Source organism: Pulveribacter suum, assembly GCF_003013695.1.
In the GTDB taxonomy this organism is placed as follows: Bacteria; Pseudomonadota; Gammaproteobacteria; order Burkholderiales; family Burkholderiaceae_C; genus Melaminivora; species Melaminivora suum.
Genome location: NZ_CP027792.1, coordinates 1,794,280 through 1,810,481, shown reverse-complemented (window position 1 = coordinate 1,810,481; position 16,202 = coordinate 1,794,280). Strand labels below are relative to the sequence as shown.

General features: G+C 67.8%; 17 protein-coding genes and 1 tRNA gene. 5 read left to right on the top strand and 13 right to left on the bottom strand.

All coding sequences use genetic code 11. The features are described 5' to 3' along the window. Nucleotides 1–35: 35 nt before the first annotated feature. The gene (locus tag C7H73_RS08400) at nt 36–2,408 is read right to left on the bottom strand and encodes an arginine/lysine/ornithine decarboxylase (protein WP_106846222.1); all 2,373 of its coding nucleotides are present in this window, start codon (nt 2,406–2,408) and stop codon (nt 36–38) included. A 161-nt stretch (nt 2,409–2,569) separates the two neighbouring features. Between C7H73_RS08400 and C7H73_RS08395 the strand changes: the two genes are divergently transcribed. Together C7H73_RS08395 and C7H73_RS08390 are read left to right on the top strand one after the other, a co-directional pair. Continuing rightward, nucleotides 2,570–3,001 carry an NfeD family protein gene (locus C7H73_RS08395; protein ID WP_106846221.1) on the top strand — a complete coding sequence of 144 codons (432 nt, stop codon included), beginning with the start codon at nt 2,570–2,572 and terminating at the stop codon, nt 2,999–3,001. Between the two features lie 52 nt (nt 3,002–3,053). Further along, entirely contained in the window at nt 3,054–3,974 is a 921-nt protein-coding gene (locus C7H73_RS08390) for an SPFH domain-containing protein (RefSeq protein WP_106846220.1), read from the top strand. Here the strand turns inward: C7H73_RS08390 and C7H73_RS08385 are convergent. Next, on the bottom strand, nt 3,971–4,297 hold the full coding sequence (locus tag C7H73_RS08385) for a serine/threonine protein kinase (protein WP_193483917.1): 327 nt from the start codon (nt 4,295–4,297) through the stop codon (nt 3,971–3,973). The two genes, C7H73_RS08390 and C7H73_RS08385, sit on opposite strands and share 4 nt — an antisense overlap. Nucleotides 4,298–4,503: 206 nt before the next feature. Here C7H73_RS08385 and C7H73_RS08380 point away from each other — a divergent pair, with 206 nt between their 5' ends. After that, nucleotides 4,504–5,133: an ERF family protein gene (locus tag C7H73_RS08380; protein ID WP_106846219.1), complete on the top strand. Its 630-nt coding sequence runs from the start codon at nt 4,504–4,506 to the stop codon at nt 5,131–5,133. Between the two features lie 31 nt (nt 5,134–5,164). Next, nucleotides 5,165–5,755 carry a lambda exonuclease family protein gene (locus C7H73_RS08375; protein ID WP_157948332.1) on the top strand — a complete coding sequence of 197 codons (591 nt, stop codon included), beginning with the start codon at nt 5,165–5,167 and terminating at the stop codon, nt 5,753–5,755. Between the two features lie 84 nt (nt 5,756–5,839). Here the strand turns inward: C7H73_RS08375 and C7H73_RS08370 are convergent. The 5 genes from C7H73_RS08370 to tolB all read right to left on the bottom strand — a co-directional run bounded on the left by C7H73_RS08370 (nt 5,840) and on the right by tolB (nt 9,515). Further along, nucleotides 5,840–5,915: transfer RNA gene (locus tag C7H73_RS08370), tRNA-Lys, on the bottom strand. Between the two features lie 61 nt (nt 5,916–5,976). Further along, complete coding sequence (locus C7H73_RS08365) at nt 5,977–6,780, bottom strand: tRNA threonylcarbamoyladenosine dehydratase (RefSeq protein WP_106846217.1); 804 nt, start codon at nt 6,778–6,780, stop codon at nt 5,977–5,979. Continuing rightward, complete coding sequence (gene ybgF, locus C7H73_RS08360) at nt 6,777–7,568, bottom strand: tol-pal system protein YbgF (RefSeq protein ID WP_106846216.1); 792 nt, start codon at nt 7,566–7,568, stop codon at nt 6,777–6,779. The genes C7H73_RS08365 and ybgF overlap by 4 nt, the downstream gene beginning before the upstream one ends. Further along, nucleotides 7,568–8,116 carry a peptidoglycan-associated lipoprotein Pal gene (gene pal, locus C7H73_RS08355; RefSeq protein ID WP_106846215.1) on the bottom strand — a complete coding sequence of 183 codons (549 nt, stop codon included), beginning with the start codon at nt 8,114–8,116 and terminating at the stop codon, nt 7,568–7,570. The genes ybgF and pal overlap by 1 nt, the downstream gene beginning before the upstream one ends. A gap of 64 nt (nt 8,117–8,180) precedes the next feature. After that, the gene (gene tolB, locus C7H73_RS08350) at nt 8,181–9,515 is read right to left on the bottom strand and encodes a Tol-Pal system beta propeller repeat protein TolB (protein ID WP_106847597.1); all 1,335 of its coding nucleotides are present in this window, start codon (nt 9,513–9,515) and stop codon (nt 8,181–8,183) included. 140 nt (nt 9,516–9,655) lie between these two features. On the opposite strand from tolB, the gene msbA reads away from it, so the two are divergent. Beyond that, nucleotides 9,656–11,446 (top strand): lipid A export permease/ATP-binding protein MsbA, encoded by a 1,791-nt coding sequence (gene msbA / locus C7H73_RS08345; RefSeq protein ID WP_106846214.1) that lies wholly within the window; start codon nt 9,656–9,658, stop codon nt 11,444–11,446. A gap of 73 nt (nt 11,447–11,519) precedes the next feature. Here msbA and C7H73_RS08340 read toward each other — a convergent pair whose 3' ends face one another. The 6 genes from C7H73_RS08340 to mltG form a co-directional block, all read right to left on the bottom strand. Further along, nucleotides 11,520–12,194 carry an ankyrin repeat domain-containing protein gene (locus C7H73_RS08340; protein WP_106846213.1) on the bottom strand — a complete coding sequence of 225 codons (675 nt, stop codon included), beginning with the start codon at nt 12,192–12,194 and terminating at the stop codon, nt 11,520–11,522. Further along, nucleotides 12,191–13,009 carry a TatD family hydrolase gene (locus C7H73_RS08335; protein WP_106846212.1) on the bottom strand — a complete coding sequence of 273 codons (819 nt, stop codon included), beginning with the start codon at nt 13,007–13,009 and terminating at the stop codon, nt 12,191–12,193. Before C7H73_RS08335 ends, C7H73_RS08340 begins: the two co-directional genes overlap by 4 nt. Nucleotides 13,010–13,076: 67 nt before the next feature. Next, a complete protein-coding gene (locus C7H73_RS08330) occupies nt 13,077–13,436 on the bottom strand; it encodes a PilZ domain-containing protein (protein ID WP_106846211.1) in 360 nt (119 codons plus the stop codon). A 42-nt stretch (nt 13,437–13,478) separates the two neighbouring features. After that, entirely contained in the window at nt 13,479–14,483 is a 1,005-nt protein-coding gene (locus C7H73_RS08325; protein ID WP_106846210.1) for a DNA polymerase III subunit delta', read from the bottom strand. Continuing rightward, entirely contained in the window at nt 14,480–15,142 is a 663-nt protein-coding gene (tmk, locus tag C7H73_RS08320; protein ID WP_106846209.1) for a dTMP kinase, read from the bottom strand. The genes C7H73_RS08325 and tmk overlap by 4 nt, the downstream gene beginning before the upstream one ends. Beyond that, on the bottom strand, nt 15,139–16,140 hold the full coding sequence (gene mltG, locus C7H73_RS08315; RefSeq protein WP_227001310.1) for an endolytic transglycosylase MltG: 1,002 nt from the start codon (nt 16,138–16,140) through the stop codon (nt 15,139–15,141). The genes tmk and mltG overlap by 4 nt, the downstream gene beginning before the upstream one ends. Nucleotides 16,141–16,202 lie beyond the last annotated feature (62 nt).

The window sequence follows — 16,202 nt, the reverse complement described above, 5'->3', positions numbered from 1 at the left end:
CAGGCGGCCTGGCACCGGGCCCGCAGGCCCGTGGGTCAGATGATGCGGCTGTAGGCCCCGTCGTCGCCCACCTGCACCAGCTTCTTGCCCTTGCCGGCATTGCTGCGCGACTTCGGGATCTCGGTCTTCTCGGCCGCCACGCAATCGGCGTAGTAGCGCACGTGGCCCTCTTCGTCCTCGATCTCCACCAGGCCGTGAATGTCGGTTTCAAACCCGGGCGAGAGCTGGGAGAACTCGCGCGAGAACTTCAGGTAGTCCACGATCTTCTTGTTGAAGACCTCCCCGGGGATCAGCAGCGGGATCCCGGGCGGGTACGGCGTGATCAGGCTGGTGGTGACGCGCCCTTCCAGCTCGTCGATGGGCACCCGTTCGGTGCGGCGCTGGGCAATGTGCGCATAGGCGTCGCTGGGCTTCATGGCCGGCGTCAGGTCCGACAGGTACATCTCGGTCGTCAGGCGCGCCACGTCGTATTTGGCGTAGAGCTGATGCACGTGCTGGCACAGCTCCTGCAGGCCCATGCGCTCGTAACGCTTGTGCCGCTGGCAGAACTCCGGAAGGATGCGCCACATGGGCTGGTTCTTCTCATAGTCGTCCTTGAACTGCTGCAGCGCCGCCAGCAGCGTGTTCCAGCGGCCTTTGGTGATGCCGATGGTGAACATGATGAAGAACGAGTACAGGCCGGTTTTCTCCACCACCACGCCGTGCTCGGCCAGGTACTTGGTGACGATGCTGGCCGGAATGCCGGTCTTGTCGAAGCTGCCATCCAGGTTCAGGCCCGGCGTGACGATGGTGGACTTGATCGGGTCCAGCATGTTGAAGCCGTCGGCCAGGTCGCCGAAGCCGTGCCACTTGGCGGCGCCGCCCTTTTTCTTGCCGTTGGTCCGGAAGATCCAGTTCTCGGCCGTGCCCAGGCCCTCGTCCACGATCTCCTGTGGGCCCCAGACCTTGAACCACCAGTCGTTCTTGCCGAATTCTTCCTCGACCTGGCGCATGGCGCGGCGAAAGTCCAGCGCCTCCAGCAGGGATTCCTCCACCAGCGCGGTACCGCCGGGCGGCTCCATCATCGCTGCGGCCACGTCGCAGCTGGCGATGATGCTGTACTGCGGGCTGGTCGAGGTGTGCATCAGGTACGCCTCGTTGAACAGGTGGCGGTCCAGCTTGGTGGTCTGGCTGTCTTGCACCAGCACGTGGCTGGCCTGGCTGATGCCGGCCAGCAGCTTGTGGATGGACTGCGTGGCATAGACCACGGAGTGCTGCGGGCGCGCCCGCTTCTTGCCCATCGAGTGGTAGGTGCCGTAGAAGGGGTGGAAGGCCGCGTGCGGCAGCCAGGCCTCGTCAAAGTGCAGGTTGTCCACGTAGCCGTCGAGCATGCCCTTGATGGTTTCCGTGTTGTAGAGCACGCCGTCGTAGGTGGACTGCGTCAGCGTCAGCACGCGCGGCTTCACGGCCTTCGGGTCCACGCCCTTGAGCAGCGGGTTGGCGCGGATCTTGGCCTGGATGGTGGCCGGCTCGAACTCCGATTTCGGAATAGGGCCGATGATGCCGAAGTGGTTGCGCGTGGGCTTGAGGAACACCGGCACCGCACCCGTCATGATGATCGAATGCAGGATGGACTTGTGGCAGTTGCGGTCCACCACCACCACGTCGCCCGGCGCCACCGTGTGGTGCCAGACCATCTTGTTGGAGGTGCTGGTGCCGTTGGTCACGAAGAAGCAATGGTCGGCGTTGAAGATGCGCGCGGCGTTGCGCTCGGACTCGCCGATGGCGCCGTTGTGGTCCAGCAGCTGCCCGAGCTCCTCCACCGCGTTGCACACGTCGGCGCGCAGCATGTTCTCGCCATAGAACTGGTGGTACATCTGGCCCACCGGGCTCTTCAGGAAGGCCACGCCGCCCGAGTGCCCCGGGCAGTGCCAGCTGTACGAGCCGTCCTCCGCATAGTCCAGCAGCGCCTTGAAGAACGGCGGCTGTACGCTTTCCAGGTAGCTCTTGGCCTCACGGATGATGTGGCGCGCCACGAACTCCGGGGTGTCCTCGAACATGTGAATGAAGCCGTGCAGCTCGCGCAGGATGTCGTTGGGCAGGTGGCGCGCGGTCTTGGTCTCGCCGTGCACGTAGATCGGCACGTCGGCGTTCTTCCTGCGCACCTCGCCGATGAAGTTGCGCAGGCTGTGCACAATGGGATCGTGCCCCGTGCCCAGCGTGAACTCTTCGTCGTCAATCGACAGGATGAAGGCGCTGGCGCGGCTTTGCTGTTGGGCGAACTGCGACAGGTCGCCGTAGCTGGTCACCCCCAAAACCTCGAACCCCTCGGCCTCGATGGCCTGGGCCAGCGCGCGGATGCCCAGGCCCGAGGTGTTCTCGGAGCGGTAGTCCTCGTCGATGATGACGATGGGAAAGCGAAACTTCATGCGCTGTCTCCGGCATGCGGGTGGAAAAACGGGAAAGGCGCAAAGTGTACGGAATAAGCCCGCCTATGCTGGGAAGCGGGGGGCATTTCGCACAGAATCGCCGCAGCTGCGTGCAAACCTGCCCGCACTCCATACCAACAACCCTCCCAAGGAGAGATTCGGTGAATCTGGATGCATCCACACTGTGGTGGCTCATGGCCGGCGCAGTGGTCGTGGCCGAGCTGCTCACGGGCACCTTCTATCTGCTGATGCTGGCCATCGGACTGGTCGCCGGCGCGCTGGCTGCGCACGCCGGCCTGGGCACGGCGGCGCAGGTACTGGCAAGCGCCATCGTCGGCACTGCCACCGTGCTGGTCGCGTACTTCATGCGCCGCAACCGCCCGGGAGAGCCTTCGGCCCGCGCCGACCGCAGCGTCAACCTGGACGTGGGCGAGACGGTACAGATCGACGCCTGGCAGCCCGACGGCACGGCCAGCGTGCGCTACCGCGGTGCGAGCTGGACGGCGGTGCACCGGGCGGGCATCACGCCTGCCACCGGTCCGCACCGGGTGGCCGAGCTGATAGGCAACCGGCTGCTGGTCGATCCGATATAGCTGCTGCCACACGACGCCGCTCCCCTTCAATCCAACTTGCGAGAAAACCTCCATGGAAGTCGCCATCGTCCTGTTCGTCATCGCCGTGATCTTCGTCATCCGATCGGTGCAGATCGTCCCGCAGCAGCACGCCTGGGTGAAAGAGCGCCTGGGCAAATACGCCGGCACGCTGGCGCCCGGCCCGAAGTTCATCATCCCGTTCATCGACCGCGTCGCCTACAAGCACAGCCTGAAGGAGATTCCGCTGGACGTGCCCAGCCAGGTCTGCATCACCAAGGACAACACGCAGCTGCAGGTGGACGGCATCCTGTACTTCCAGGTGACCGACCCCATGCGCGCCAGCTACGGCTCGTCCAACTACATCATGGCGGTCACCCAGCTCGCGCAGACGTCGCTGCGCAGCGTGATCGGCCGGCTGGAGCTGGACAAGACGTTTGAGGAGCGCGACATGATCAACGCCCAGGTGGTCTCAGCCATCGACGAGGCCGCTCTGAACTGGGGCGTAAAGGTGCTGCGCTACGAGATCAAGGACCTGACGCCGCCCGCCGAGATCCTGCGCGCCATGCAGGCCCAGATCACCGCCGAGCGCGAAAAGCGCGCCCTGATCGCCGCATCCGAAGGCCGCAGACAGGAGCAGATCAACATCGCCACCGGCGAGCGCGAGGCCTTCATCGCGCGCTCCGAAGGCGAGAAGCAGGCCGCCATCAACAATGCCCAGGGCGAAGCAACGGCCTTGCTGACCGTGGCTGCCGCCACGGCCCAGGCCATTGAACGCGTGGCAGCATCCATACGCCAGCCGGGCGGCGAACAAGCCGTGCAGCTGCGCGTGGCCGAAAAAGCTGTGGAGGCCTACGGCAAGGTAGCCGCCGACGCCACCACCACGCTCATCGTGCCGAGCAACATGACCGAAGTCTCGGCCCTGCTCGGCTCGGCCATGCAGATGGTCAAGACAGGGCAGCAGGCAGCGCGCTAGGGTTTGTCGCTGGGTGCCACGCGGTCAGACATGATCTCCGACGGTGGCGCAAGCTCGCCACTGTCGGCGCCCACGTCGTCCCATGTGCCGCCGGTGCGACGTGTGTCGCCACGCGGGCGGGCCATGTCGGTGCCATCGTCAAAGTTCAGAGGACCGTCATTGGGGATATCGTCAAACGGGTGGGCCGTGATGTCGTCCACCCCGTCGGCTACATCCTGCTCGGCACTCAGTACCTCGTTGGCCTGCGCGGCGGTGTCGGCCTGCGCCGTGGCTTCTTCGGGCGTGTCGGCGGATAGGGAACCTGGAATGCTCTTGATCTGCATGGCGTACCTCCTTGAAAACGTAGGCCAAGGTTGGGCGCCTGCCGGCGACGTGGCGGTCGGGCCAGCACCAGCGTTCAGGTAGGAGCTGGCCGCGCCCCAACGACCTGCGCAGCAGGCCGGCGCGCGCACTGTCGCTTGGCCTACAAGCACCAGCGCTCGTTCGCACTACGTTTGGCCCGTCGCACTCCAACCACAAGAGACGCCGCATGAGCAAAATCCAGGACGCCGTCCTCGGCGTGATGAAGGACATCGCCACCACAGGCATTGCCAAGCTGCAGCGCAACGTGCAGCAGGGCTACAGCTTTCGAGGCATCGAGTCCGCCATGAACGAGCTGTCGCCGCTGCTGGTCAAGCATGGCATCACCGTCACGCCTTCGTATTCAGATTTGAACGTTCAAGAACGTTTCCGCGGCGATCCAAAGGATGGCCGGGCCATACGCTTTTGCACGCTCAAGGGCAGCTTCAGGTTTTCCGCCGAAGATGGCTCCTACATGCTCAGCGAATGCTTCGGCGAAGCCATGGATGCCGGGGACAAAGCGGTGACCAAGGCCCAGTCCATCGCATTTCGCACGGCGTTGTTCCAGCAGTTCGTCGTGCCCACGATGGCGATGGATCCAGAGTCCTACCTGGACCCTGAAGATGACGACCCACGCATGCCCGAGCCGCCTCAGCGCCTGTTGGATTCCGCCATGGAAGCGGCCCAGGCAGGCCTGGACAGCTACAAGGCCTTCTGGCAAAACGCCGCGCAGGCAGACCGCCTGGCCCTGGCTACCCGCCATGCCGAGCTAAAGGCCATCGCCCAGCGAGCCACGGCCGATACCGATGCGGGTCAGTGATGCAGCGCAAGGCACCGCCGAATGGACGGCATTGCGCCTGGGCAAGGCCACGGGTAGCCGTTTTGCCGACGTGCTGGCAGCCGGCAAGGGCCTGACGCGCAGGGCCTATGCCACGCAGTTGGCGCTGGAGATCGTCACCGGCCAGCCACTGGACACCTTCACCACGCTGGCCATGGAAACAGGGGTCGAACGCGAGCCCGTGGCCCGGGCAGAGTACGAGGCCCTGACAGGCAACTTTGTCACCGAAGTGGGTTTTTGCCTGCACGAACACCTGCCTTGCGGCGTCTCACCCGATGGCCTGGTGGATGACGACGGCGGCGTGGAGATCAAATGCCCGCGCGAGCGCACGCATGCCGACTATCTTTCCCTGCCTGCCGAGCCACCCGGCTACACAGCCCAGATTCAGGGCTCGATGTGGGTCACGCAGCGCAAGTGGTGGGATTTCGTGAGCTTCAACCCGGCTTTCCCACCCAATGCCCGCCTGATCGTGCGGCGCATTTACCGCGACGAGGCGTATATCGCACGGCTGGAAGAATCGATCACGCAGTTCAGCGCCGAGGTACAGAACACGGTGGCGCTGATACGCAACTATCGCAATCCTCAGCTGACCCAAGCAGCTTGAAGGCTCAAAGAGCACAGAGTAGGCAACAAACAAAAAAGCACTTGTGCCGATACAGGGCGCAAGTGCTTGATTGGGATGGATGCGTGGTGGGTCGTACAAGATTCGAACTTGTGACCAACGGATTAAAAGTCCGCTGCTCTACCGGCTGAGCTAACGACCCACGGCTTCTTTGACAAAGCTCGCTGCAACTCCAGCGAAGCCTCGAATTATAGCCTGCCTTTTCACGGCGCCGGTGCGGCCAGGGCGATGCGGTCCAGCAGCCAGCCAGCCGCGCACAGGCCGAAGCTGGCAGTCACGGCGACGCTTGAGCCGTAGCCGTGGCAGTTCAGCGTGCCATCGCCGGCTTCCAGCTCGCAGGACGCATGGGGCGGAGCCACGGCTTCGCGGCTGAAAACGCAGGGCACGCCGATGCGCTTGCCACCCTGGGCCGCACCGTGCTCGCGGCGCAGTCGATAGCGCAGCTGGGCCAGCAGAGGGTCATGGGTGGTGTGGGCCAAGTCGTCCACTTCCACCTTGTGGCCATGGCGCTTGCCGCCGGCAGCGCCCACGGCGATGAAGTGCATGCACGTTCTCAAGGCCCAGGCGGCCATGGCCGTCTTGGCCTTCATCTGGTCACAGGCATCGATGACGGCCTGTACACCGGGCGGCAGGATGGCCGGCCAGTTGCCGGGCTCCGCAAAATCCTCCACCCCATGCACCTCGCAGCCTGGATGGATGAGCGCGATGCGCTCGGCCATGGCCTGCACCTTGGACTGGCCCACCGTGGTGGACAGCGCGTGGACCTGGCGATTGATGTTGGACTCCGCCACGTGGTCCAGGTCGATCAGCGTGAGCTGTGCGACGCCGCTGCGCGCCAGGGCCTCAGCAGCCCAGGAACCCACGCCGCCGATGCCCACCACAGCCACGTGGGCACGCCGAATGGCCGCTGCCCCTGCTACGCCGTACAGGCGCGCCAGCCCGCCAAAGCGGCGCTCGGCGTCTGGTTCGTGCGGCGGTAGCGGCGCGGAAGCAGCCAGCGCGTTCACTTCAGCCGTGCCAGCCGCTCCTTGGCAGCGGTGGCCGCCTCGGATTGCGGGTAGGTGCGGATGAGGTCTTCGAGCGTCTTGCGCGCGGAGCGCGTGTCCTTCAGCTCGATCTGGCAGTTCGCGATCGACAAGGCCGCCTCAGGTGCCCGCGCATGATCGGGCGCGGCGGCCAGCAAGGCCTTGAAGTTGTTGATCGCTTCTTTGTAGTCACGCGTGGCGTACTGGGCGTTGCCCAACCAGAACCGGGCCGATGGCGCATAGCCCGACTGCGGATATTGACGCAGGAAAGACCCGAACGCCGGCACCGAATCGGCAAAGCCGCCGGAACGGAAAACCGCCAGGGCGGCCTCAAAATCGCGCTTTTCAGCAGCGTCGGCCTGGAACTCGCGGCCATCCACCGTGACCTTGGCGGGCTCGAACTGGCGCAGGCGTTCGTCCACCCCCTGGGCCATGTCCTTTTGCCGGCGCTGCAGCTCGCCCACGTCGCGCATCAGCTGCTCGTTCTGGCCACGCAACAAGGCCTGTTCAGTGCGCAGGGCTTCAATCTGCGACTGCAGGTCCAGCAGGCTGCGGCGCAGCTGCGAGACCTCGTCACCGGAGCGCTCACCCGCACGCTGGCTGGACTGCATCAACGCATCGACGCGCTGACGCAACTCCAAAATGGCGCGGCGCGCTTCGTCGTCCTCAAACAGAGCGTAGCTGGGCCCGGCCCACGCCAGCGTGGCCACAAACACGGCGGCCACAGCCGCAGCGCGCGGACGCCGCGAGATTTGGCGAGACGCTGCCATCAGCGGTACGACAGTTCGGCGCGGCGGTTTTGCGAATGCGCGTCTTCACCGTGGCCCACAGAAGCGGGCTTTTCCTTGCCGAAGCTCACGGCTTCCATCTGGGCATCGGACACGCCCAGCAGGCCCAGCGAACGTCGCACGGCCTCGGCGCGCTTTTGGCCCAGGGCCAGGTTGTATTCGCGACCGCCGCGCTCGTCGGTGTGACCTTCGATCATGACCTTGCGGGCGTTCGAGCTCTTCAGGTAGCGAGCGTGCTGGTCCAGTGCCGACTGGAATTCCGGCTTCACCACGTAGCTGTCGAAGTCGAAGTAGATGACACGGGCCACGCCCACGGGGCCTTCCCCTTCACGGCCGGATTGCGTCAGGTCCACGGGCGCGACGCCACTTTGGCCAGTCGAGCCCGAGTTGGCGCCCGAGCCGGGCGCCGTGGACGTGGCACCGCGGTCTTCCACCGGCACATCATCGAGCTTGACGCCGGAGCTGCAGCCCGCCATCAGTGCGGCAATGGCCAGGGCAGCGGAAACGCGTTGGAAGGGGAAGCGAGGCATGTGGATTCTCCTGAAGTGCAGTAGTTCGGTGGAACGAAAAAAGGGTGTGGATGTTCTGGTTGTCTTATTTCTGGAACGGGCCCCAGTCGGGCTCGCGGATGTCCCCGCCCTGCCCTGCCAGCCGCGCCTTGATCTTGCCATCCAGTGTGGTGGTCATCAGGGCGTCGCGGCCCTGCTGCTGGGTGGCATAGACGATCAGCCGGCTGTTGGGCGCGAAGCTGGGGCTCTCATCAGCGTTGGTATCCGTGACGGCCGTTACGGTGCCTGACTTCAGGTCCATGACGTGCAGTTTGTAGCCGCCCCCAACGCGCGAGATGTAGGCCAACCACTGGCCGTCCGGGCTGATGGACGGTGAAATGTTGTAGGACCCCTGGAAGGTCACCCGCTCGGCATTGCCACCTGCCGCGCCCACGCGGTAGATCTGGGGCGAGCCGCCGCGGTCGCTCACAAAGTAGATGCTGCGCCCGTCGCTGGAAAAGGCCGGCTCGGTGTCGATACCGCTGCTTTGCATCAGCCGGCGCGGCTGGCCGCCGCTGGCGTCGATGGTGTACAGCTGCGAGCCGCCGTCGCGGCTGAGTGTCACGGCCAGCTGGCTGCCGTCGGGCGACCAGGCCGGCGCGCTGTTGGAGCCGCGAAAGTTGGCGATCAGCCGCCGGCGGCCACTGGCCACGTCATGCACATAGACCACCGGCTTGCGCGACTCGAACGACACATAGGCCAGCTGCGAGCCCGTGGGCGACCAGGCCGGAGAGATGATGGGCTCGGGGCTGGACAGGGCCGACTGGGCATTCTCGCCGTCTGCATCGGCCACCCACAGGCTGTAGCGCGAGCCGACTTTGGTCACGTAGGCGATGCGGGTGGAAAACACGCCGCGCTCGCCAGTGAGTTTTTCGTAGATGTAGTCGGCGATGCGGTGCGCCACCAGGCGCAGGTCGGCCTGAGTGACGACGAAGCTCTGGCCGCCCAGATCCTGCGCCTTGACCACGTCCCACAGCCGAAAGCGCACGTCGAAGCGGCCGTCGGCCAGGCGCGTGATGCTGCCGGAGCTGAGCGCGTCGGCCTTGCGCTGGCGCCACAGCGCCAGGTCGGGGCGGGAGGACTCGTCCAGCGCCACGCCAGAGGCGTCCACGCCGATGAAGCGCCCGCTGCGCTCCAGGTCGGCCTGGACGATGGCAGAGATCTTCTGCGGCGCCTGTGCCTCGCCGCGCAGCGGCGCGATGGCGACAGGCAGCTGCGTCAGGCCGACGCCGGTGATCTCCACCCGGAACTGCGCCAGCGCCGGCAGCGCGCAGGCGCTGCCCAGCGCCACGGCGGCGCCGCGGCGTGTCACGGCCATGGACAGGGAAGACAGGGAAGCGCGAGGGGAGGAGGAAGAAGGGAGCAAGCGGTCAATGCGCATGGGCGTCAGGGCATCCATCGAATGAGGAATGAAGCACCGTCAAGGGCCAGGGGCCGGACAACGAAGCCCGCCATGTTACACATCAGGCCACAGGGCAGGTGACAAACTGTGCCGGCGCCCGTCCGTAGAATCCGCCCCTCATGCAAGAAAAGAACCAAAGCGCCGCGCCGGCTGCTGCCGTGCCGGCGCCGGCACTTTCGCTGCTGGCGCGTCTGAAGCGCCTGCACGTGTATTTCGGCCACCAACGCCTGGCCTGGGGTCTGGCCGGGCTGGCCACGCTGGTGGGCGCCGCCACCGAGCCGCTCATCCCCGCCCTGCTCAAACCCCTGCTGGACCAGGGCTTCACCGATCGCTCGCTGCCGCTGTGGGCGGTGCCGGTGACCATCATCGGTGTGTTCCTGGTGCGTGGCGTGGCGCAGTTCACCGGCCAGTACGCGCTGGCGCGCATCGCCAACGAGGGCATGCTGCGCCTGCGCATGGCGCTGTTCGAGCGGCTGATGGTGGCGCGCATGGAGCTGTTCGGCCGCCAGTCGGCCAGCGCGCTGTCCAACACCGTGGTGTATGAGGTGCAGGCCGGCTTCACCGCGCTGGTGCAGGCCCTCATGGGCGTGTCGCGCGACGGCTTCACGCTGGTGGCGCTGCTGGGCTACCTGATCTACCTGAACTGGCAGCTGACGCTGATCGTGGCCGTCATGGTGCCGGGCGTGGCCTGGATCATGAAGACCCTGTCGCGCCGCCTGTACCGCATCACCAAGACCAGCCAGCAGGCCACCGACGACCTGGCGTATGTGGTGGAAGAGAACGTGCTGGCCCACCGCATGGTGCGCCTGCACGGCGCACAGCAGCAGCAGACCGGGCGCTTCGGCGTGCTCAGCCAGCAGCTGCGCAAGCTGGCCATCAAGTCCACCATTTCCTCGGCGGCCATGACGCCCACCACCCAGCTGCTGGCCGCGGTGGCGCTGTCGGCGGTCATCGTGATCGCCCTGTGGCAAAGCCGCGCCAGCGGCGCCGGCGACGTGACCGTGGGGGGCTTTGCCTCCTTCATCGCAGCCATGCTGATGCTGATCGCCCCCATTCGCCGCATGGCCGACGTGGCCAACCCCATCACCCGCGGCGTGGCGGCGCTGGAGCGCGGCCTGGCGCTGCTGAGCCAGGCCGAGCCGGAAAGCAGCGGCAGCCACAGCACCGCGCGCGCGCAAGGAGCGATCGAGCTGCAGGACGTGCACGTGTCCTTCACCGACACGCACGCGCCCGCCCTGGGCGGCGTCAGCCTGGCCATCCGCCCCGGCGAGGTGGTGGCGCTGGTGGGCCCGTCGGGCGCGGGCAAGACGACGCTGGTCAACCTGCTGCCGCGCTTTCTGGAGCCGGCCGCCGGCGCCGTGCTGCTGGACGGCGTGCCGGTGCGCGACTGGGACCTGGCTTCGCTGCGCGCGCAGTTCGCCCTGGTCAGCCAGGACGTGGTGATGTTCAACGACAGCATTGCCGCCAACGTGGCCCTGGGCCTGCCGGTGGACGAGCAGCGTGTGCAGGACTGCCTGGCCGCGGCGAACCTGGCGCAGCACGTGGCCACGCTGGCGCAGGGCATGCACACCGTGGTCGGACACAACGCCACCCAGCTGTCGGGCGGCCAGCGCCAGCGCCTGGCGATCGCCCGGGCGCTGTACAAGGACGCGCCCATCCTCATCCTGGACGAGGCCACCTCGGCGCTGGACACCGAGTCAGAGCGCCTGGTGCAAGACGCCCTGCAGCAGCTCATGCGCGGGCGCACCACGCTGGTGATCGCGCACCGCCTGTCCACCATCGAGCACGCCGACCGCGTGGTCGTCATGGAGCGCGGGCGCATCGCCGAGCAGGGCACGCATGCCGAGCTGCTGGCGCTGGGCGGCCTGTACGCCCGCCTGCAGGCGCGGCCGGCCGGCGGGTTGCTATAAAAAGTATAGCCTCTAGCGCTTGCCCAGCGAGCGCTAGAGGCCTATTTGACTGATATTTTTTCGGTCAGCAAGCCTACCACTGGCCCCGGTTCGGCTGGCGCCGCCGGACGGCCCCCGTCACCAGCTCCACCATGTCATCGCGGTCGGCCTGGCGGGCGAAATCCACGGCCGTCAGGCCGCGTTCGTTCTTCAGCGTCGGGTCGGCGCCCTCCAGCACCAGCAGCCGCGCCGTGTCGGCCAGGCCGTTGCGCACGGCCATCATCAGCGGCGTGGTGCCGTTGGGCGACGCGGCATCGATGTAGGCGTAGTGCTCCAGCAGCAGCGTGACCATGGCGGGCGCATGGTCCGTGGTGCCGCTGGCGGCGTAGTGCAGCGGCGTCCAGCCCTGCTGGTTCACGTCGGCATTGCGGGAGATCAGGGCGCGCGCGGCCGGAAGGTTGCCGCGGATGGCGGCCATCATCAGCGCCGTCTCGCCCTTGGCGTTGCGCGCGTTCACGTCCAGCCCGCGCGATTGCAGCAGCACGGCCGCCGCCTGCACCGAGTCCTTGTGCAGTGCCTCGACCAGCGCCGGCACGCGCTTGGCGCTGCGGGCGTTGGGATCGAAGCCGCGGCGCAGCAGCGAGGCCACCTGCTCGCCGTTGTCCAGCTCGATGGCGCGAAAGAAGTCCTCGTAGGCGCCTGCCTGGGCGCTGCCCAGAGCCCCCAGCGCCAGGGCCGCGGCCAGCAGGGTGCGGCGCGCCGTGTTCATGCGTGCTCCTGCGCCGCGCGCGATAAAAAGAGTTGCTCGAAGTTGCGGCTGGTTGCATCTGCCACCGCCTCCACGGTCAGCCCCTTGACCTGCGCCAGCTGCTGCGCCACGTAGGGCACGTAGGCCGGGCTGTTGGTCTTGCCGCGGTAGGGCACGGGCGCCAGGTAGGGGCTGTCGGTCTCGATCATCAGCCGGTCCATGGGCACGAAGGCGGCCACGTCGCGCAGGTCCTGCGCGTTCTTGAAGGTCAGGATGCCGGAAAACGAGATGTAGTAGCCCAGCTCCAGCGCCGCGCGGGCCACCTGGGCGGTCTCGGTGAAGCAGTGGAACACGCCGCCAGCGCGGTTGCCCGCCCCGTCCTCGCCCTCCTCGCGCAGGATGGCCAGGGTATCTTGGGACGCGCTGCGGGTGTGGATGACCAGCGGCAGGCCCGCCTCGCGCGCGGCGCGGATGTGGGTGCGAAAGCGCTCGCGCTGCCATTCCAGGTCAGCGATGCTGCGCCCACCCTTGCGGTCTTGCATGCCGTAGTAGTCCAGCCCGGTCTCGCCGATGGCCACCACGCGCGGCAGGCGGGCGCGCTGCACGAGATCCTGCACGGTGGGCTCGGTCATGTCCTCGGTGTCGGGGTGTACGCCCACGGTGGCCCAGAAGTTGTCATGCCCGGTGGCCAGGGCGTGCACTTCGGCAAACTCTTCCATCGTGGTGCAGATGCACAGAGCGCGGTCCACCTGCGCGTCGGCCATGGCCTGGCGGATGCGCGGCAGGTCGCCCCGCAGCTCGGGAAAGTTCAGGTGGCAGTGCGAATCGACGAACATGGCTGTGGCGGCGTGGAAAAGAAAAAGCCGACCGGCGCGCGGTCGGCCTGCGGTGCGGGGCGGGCGATCAAATGGTCTGCGTGGCCCGGTCCGATCCCAGGCTGCTGCCCAGGATGCCCTCGATCTTGTGGCGCAGCTCGCGCGACTTGTCGTCCTTGGGGAACTGGATGCCCACGCCCTGCGTGCGGTTGCCCGCCGCCCGCGCCGGGGTGACCCAGGCCACGCGCCCGGCGACGGGGTAGCGCTGAGGGTCGTCCGGCAGGGTCAGCAGCACATACACATCGTCGCCCAGCCGGTATTCGCGCTGGGTGGGCACGAAGATGCCGCCTTCCTCGAAGAAAGGAATGTAGGCCGCATACAGGGCGGCCTTTTCCTTGATGTTCAGCTGCATCACGCTGGGGCGCGGCGCGGTGGAGGGACTGCTCATGGGCGGCGGCTTTCAACGCTGGTAAGTGAGGGGCAGGACAGGTTACTGCCGCGAGTTTATGGCCTGGCGCGCCTGCGCGGCCAGGGCGTCCAGCATCAGCCCTGCGCTGAAAGGGTGGTCGGCCGTGCGGGCGTGCTGTACCAGGGCGCGCCACCAGCGCGTGAGTGCGGCCACGCTGGCCGCCGGCGGCAGGTCGGCGGCGGCGAAGTAGCGCGGCGCGGCGCCCAGGGCGCACGCCAGCAGGTCATGGCAGAGCTTTTGCAGCACCTCCACCGCCTGCGACCCGGAGAAATCAGCCAGCGCCGAAGCGTCGCCCCGCGCCAGCGCCTTGGGGATCAGCGCCCAGGCGGCCGGGCTGCGCGCGGACTGCGCCAGCGCCAGCGCCTCGTGCGGGCGCCCGCCGGCGGCGCGCAGCCAGGCCTGGGCGGCGTCGCCTTCGACGCCCTGCCCGGCCAGCCACTGCTGCATCTGCGCCGGTTCTGGCCAAGCCATGGTGTGGGCCAGGCAGCGGCTGCGGATGGTGGGCAGCAGCTGGTGGGCCGCGCCGGTGGCCAGCACGAAGCGCACGTCGCCCGGGGGCTCCTCCAGCGTTTTGAGCAGCGCATTGGCGGTGATGTGGTTCATCTGCTCGGCCGGATAGACCAGCACCGCCTTGCCGCGGCCCCGGGCGCTGGTGCGCTGGGCGAATTCCACAGCGTCGCGCATCGCCTCCACGCGGATCTCGCGGCTCGCCTTGCGCTTCTTGTCGTCGATGTCGGCCTGGGCCTTCTCGGGCAGGGGCCAGCCCAGCTCCAGCATCTGCGTCTCGGGCATCAGCACGCACAGGTCGGCATGGGCGCGCACGGCAATGCCGTGGCAGCTGGCGCACTGGCCGCAGGCACCGTGAGGCGTGGGCGCGTCGCATAGCCAGGCGCGCACTAGCTCCAGTGCCAGCTCGTACTGGCCCAGGCCGGCCGGCCCGTGCAAGAGCCAGGCGTGGCCGCGCTGGGCCAGCAGCTGGTCGCGCTGCAGGGCCACCCAGGGGGCGACGGCAGGCTGCGCGCTCATGCAGCGGCCCCTTGCGCGGGCAGCCAGCCGCGCTCGGCCACCTCTGCCAGCATCTGGGCGGCTACGTGCTCGCGCGCGCGGTCGGCGTCGATGCGGGCAAAGCGTGGCCCGGCTTCGGCGGCGCGGCGGGCGTAGCCCTGCGCCACGCGGGTGAAGAATTCCAGCGGCTGGGCCTCGAAGCGGTCAGGCGCACGCGCCGCGGCCAGGCGCCGGGCCGCCAGCTCGGGCGGCAGGTCGAACCACAGGGTCAGCTGCGGGTTGAGCATCAAATCGGGCTCCAGCCCAAGCCCGGTCTGCGCAAGCTGCTCCATTTGTGATAGCACCTGCCAGTCGAAGCCGCGCCCCCCGCCCTGGTAGGCGAAGGTGGCATCGGTGAAGCGGTCGCACAGCACCACTTCGCCGCGCGCCAGGGCCGGGACGATCACCTGCGCCAAGTGGTCGCGCCGGGCGGCGAACACCAGCAGCGTCTCGGTCAGCGCGTCCATGGCGTCGTGCAGCAGCAGCTCGCGCAGCTTCTCCGCCAGCGGCGTGCCCCCGGGCTCGCGCGTCACCAGGGCGGTGCGGCCCGCCTGGGCAAAGGCGCGCGCCAGCGCGTCGATGTGCGAGGACTTGCCGGCGCCGTCGATGCCCTCGAAGGTGATGAACAGGCCTGTCGTCACTGCTTGCGCTGGTATTTGTTGACGGCGCGGTTGTGCTCGTCCAGCGATTCGCTGAAATGGCTGGAGCCGTCGCCGCGGGCGACGAAGTACAGGGCGCGCGTGTCGGCCGGCTGCACCGCGGCCAGCAGCGAGGCCTTGCCCGGCATGGCGATCGGCGTGGGCGGCAGGCCAGCGCGGGTGTAGGTGTTGAAGGGCGTGTCGGTGGTCAGGTCGCGCCGGCGCAGGTTGCCGTCGAACTTCTCGCCCAGGCCGTAGATGACGGTCGGGTCGGTCTGCAGCAGCATGCCGGTGCGCAGGCGGTTGGTGAAGACGCCCGCGATCTGCGCGCGGTCTTCGGCGCGGCCGGTTTCCTTCTCCACGATGCTGGCCAGGATGAGGGCCTGGTCGGCGCTCTTCAGCGGCGTGCGCGCATCGCGCTGCGCCCAGGTGGCCTCCAGGCGCCGATCCATGGCGTGCAGCGCGCGGCGCAGCAGGCCCAAGTCGCTGCTGCCCTTGGCGTAGGTGTAGGTGTCGGGGAAGAACCGCCCCTCGGGCGCCACGCCGGCGCGGCCCAGGGCGGCCATGATGGCCTCGTCGCTCTGGCTGGCGGTGTCCGGGCGCAGCTGCTCGGCGCGGGCCACGGCCTGGCGCACCTGGCGGAAGGTCCAGCCCTCCACCAGCGTCACGGCGCGCAGGGCTTCTTCGCCGCGCACCAGCTTTTGCAGCAGCGCCCGGGGCGACGTGCCTGCCGGGATCTCGTAGTTGCCGGCCTTGATGCCCCGGCCCTTGCCCGACAGGCGGAACCACCAGTACAGCAGGTCGGCGTTGGTGTCCAGCCCGGCCTGCACGGCCGCGCGGGCCACGCCGCGCGGAGTGGTGCCGGGCTCGATCTCCAGCTCCAGCGGCTGGCCGGCCGGGGCGCTGCCGGCGCGCTGGGGCAGGGGCGCGTGCAGCCACCAGGCGGCGCCGACGCCGGCGGCGACCGCGATAAGGAGCAACAGGACGAGCAGTCGGCGCACGGTTGTCAGGGAGAAAAAGCAGCGTTGGCAGGGGCAAGGGAGCCGGCCATGATAATTGACGG

Excerpts from the sequence above, each read along its gene's own strand:
- C7H73_RS08400 (WP_106846222.1), bottom strand. The coding sequence starts at position 2,408 with ATGAAGTTTCGCTTTCCCATCGTCATCATCGACGAGGACTACCGCTCC.
- C7H73_RS08390 (WP_106846220.1), top strand. The coding sequence starts at position 3,054 with ATGGAAGTCGCCATCGTCCTGTTCGTCATCGCCGTGATCTTCGTCATC.
- C7H73_RS08385 (WP_193483917.1), bottom strand. The coding sequence starts at position 4,297 with ATGCAGATCAAGAGCATTCCAGGTTCCCTATCCGCCGACACGCCCGAA.
- C7H73_RS08380 (WP_106846219.1), top strand. The coding sequence starts at position 4,504 with ATGAGCAAAATCCAGGACGCCGTCCTCGGCGTGATGAAGGACATCGCC.
- ybgF (WP_106846216.1), bottom strand. The coding sequence starts at position 7,568 with ATGGCAGCGTCTCGCCAAATCTCGCGGCGTCCGCGCGCTGCGGCTGTG.
- pal (WP_106846215.1), bottom strand. The coding sequence starts at position 8,116 with ATGCCTCGCTTCCCCTTCCAACGCGTTTCCGCTGCCCTGGCCATTGCC.
- tolB (WP_106847597.1), bottom strand. The coding sequence starts at position 9,515 with ATGCGCATTGACCGCTTGCTCCCTTCTTCCTCCTCCCCTCGCGCTTCC.
- msbA (WP_106846214.1), top strand. The coding sequence starts at position 9,656 with ATGCAAGAAAAGAACCAAAGCGCCGCGCCGGCTGCTGCCGTGCCGGCG.
- C7H73_RS08340 (WP_106846213.1), bottom strand. The coding sequence starts at position 12,194 with ATGAACACGGCGCGCCGCACCCTGCTGGCCGCGGCCCTGGCGCTGGGG.
- C7H73_RS08335 (WP_106846212.1), bottom strand. The coding sequence starts at position 13,009 with ATGTTCGTCGATTCGCACTGCCACCTGAACTTTCCCGAGCTGCGGGGC.
- C7H73_RS08330 (WP_106846211.1), bottom strand. The coding sequence starts at position 13,436 with ATGAGCAGTCCCTCCACCGCGCCGCGCCCCAGCGTGATGCAGCTGAAC.
- C7H73_RS08325 (WP_106846210.1), bottom strand. The coding sequence starts at position 14,483 with ATGAGCGCGCAGCCTGCCGTCGCCCCCTGGGTGGCCCTGCAGCGCGAC.